General features: G+C 76.6%; 1 pseudogene. It reads left to right on the forward strand.

From position 1 onward, the window contains the following. Positions 1-109 precede the first annotated feature (109 nt). Positions 110-870: pseudogene (locus tag J3476_RS28060) on the forward strand (LuxR family transcriptional regulator); the annotation flags it as partial.

Genomic DNA, 870 nt, shown 5'->3' on the forward strand with positions numbered 1-870 from the left:
CCCCCACCACGACGGCGCCGCCCCCGGAACCCGAGCCCGAACCCGATCCGGTCACCCCGGACGCCGGAGGGGATGTCACCACCCCGCTGGCTGCGCCGCCGCTGTCACCGTGAGGGTTCCCCCGGCCGCGCGGGCCGCGGTCGCGAGTCTGGCCGCCGCGCCCACCGAGCCGGCGGTGATGGCCGTGACCGGCGGCATCGGCACGGGGAAGTCCTCGACGCTGGCCGCCGTGCGCGTGGCGCTGGACGCCGGCGGCGTCGCGGTCACACCGCGTCTGCCGCGCCCGGGCGAGGAACCTGGCCAGGCGGTCGTCATCGACGACGCGCACCTGCTCGACGACGACGCGCTGCACCAGCTGACCGAACTGGTCCTCGACCGCACCTGCACCGTGGTGGTGGCCGCTGAGCCGCTCACGCACCGCCCGGCGCTGCGCGCGCTGGTCATCGCCGTGCAGCGCGAGCGCCCGGCGCTGGCGCTGTCCGCGCTGACCGCAGCGGACATCGCCGACGCCGCCGCCACCATCCTCGCGACCGAGCCGTCGCCGGAGCTGATCCGGGCCCTGACAACGGTGACCGGCGGCCTGCCGCTCTTGATCACCGCGGCACTGAGCGAACCCGGCACCGACCCGGTCGCTCTGGCCCGGCGCGCGGAGCAGGCGCTGACCGAGCGGTTGCGCTGGTGCGACGACGCCGTCCTCGACGCGGTGGTGGTGTTGTCGCTGTCCGGGGAGCTCGGCGCGGCCGACCTGGCTGCCGCGATGCGGATCGAGGTGCCCGACGCGGTGGCGTTGGTGGACCGGGCCCGGGCCAGCGGCCTGCTGGGACCGTCCCTCCCCGACACGTTCCTGCAGCGCGTCCACCACTGCGCGGC

This window comes from Mycobacterium sp. PO1, assembly GCF_017312405.1.
GTDB lineage: Bacteria > Actinomycetota > Actinomycetes > Mycobacteriales > Mycobacteriaceae > Mycobacterium.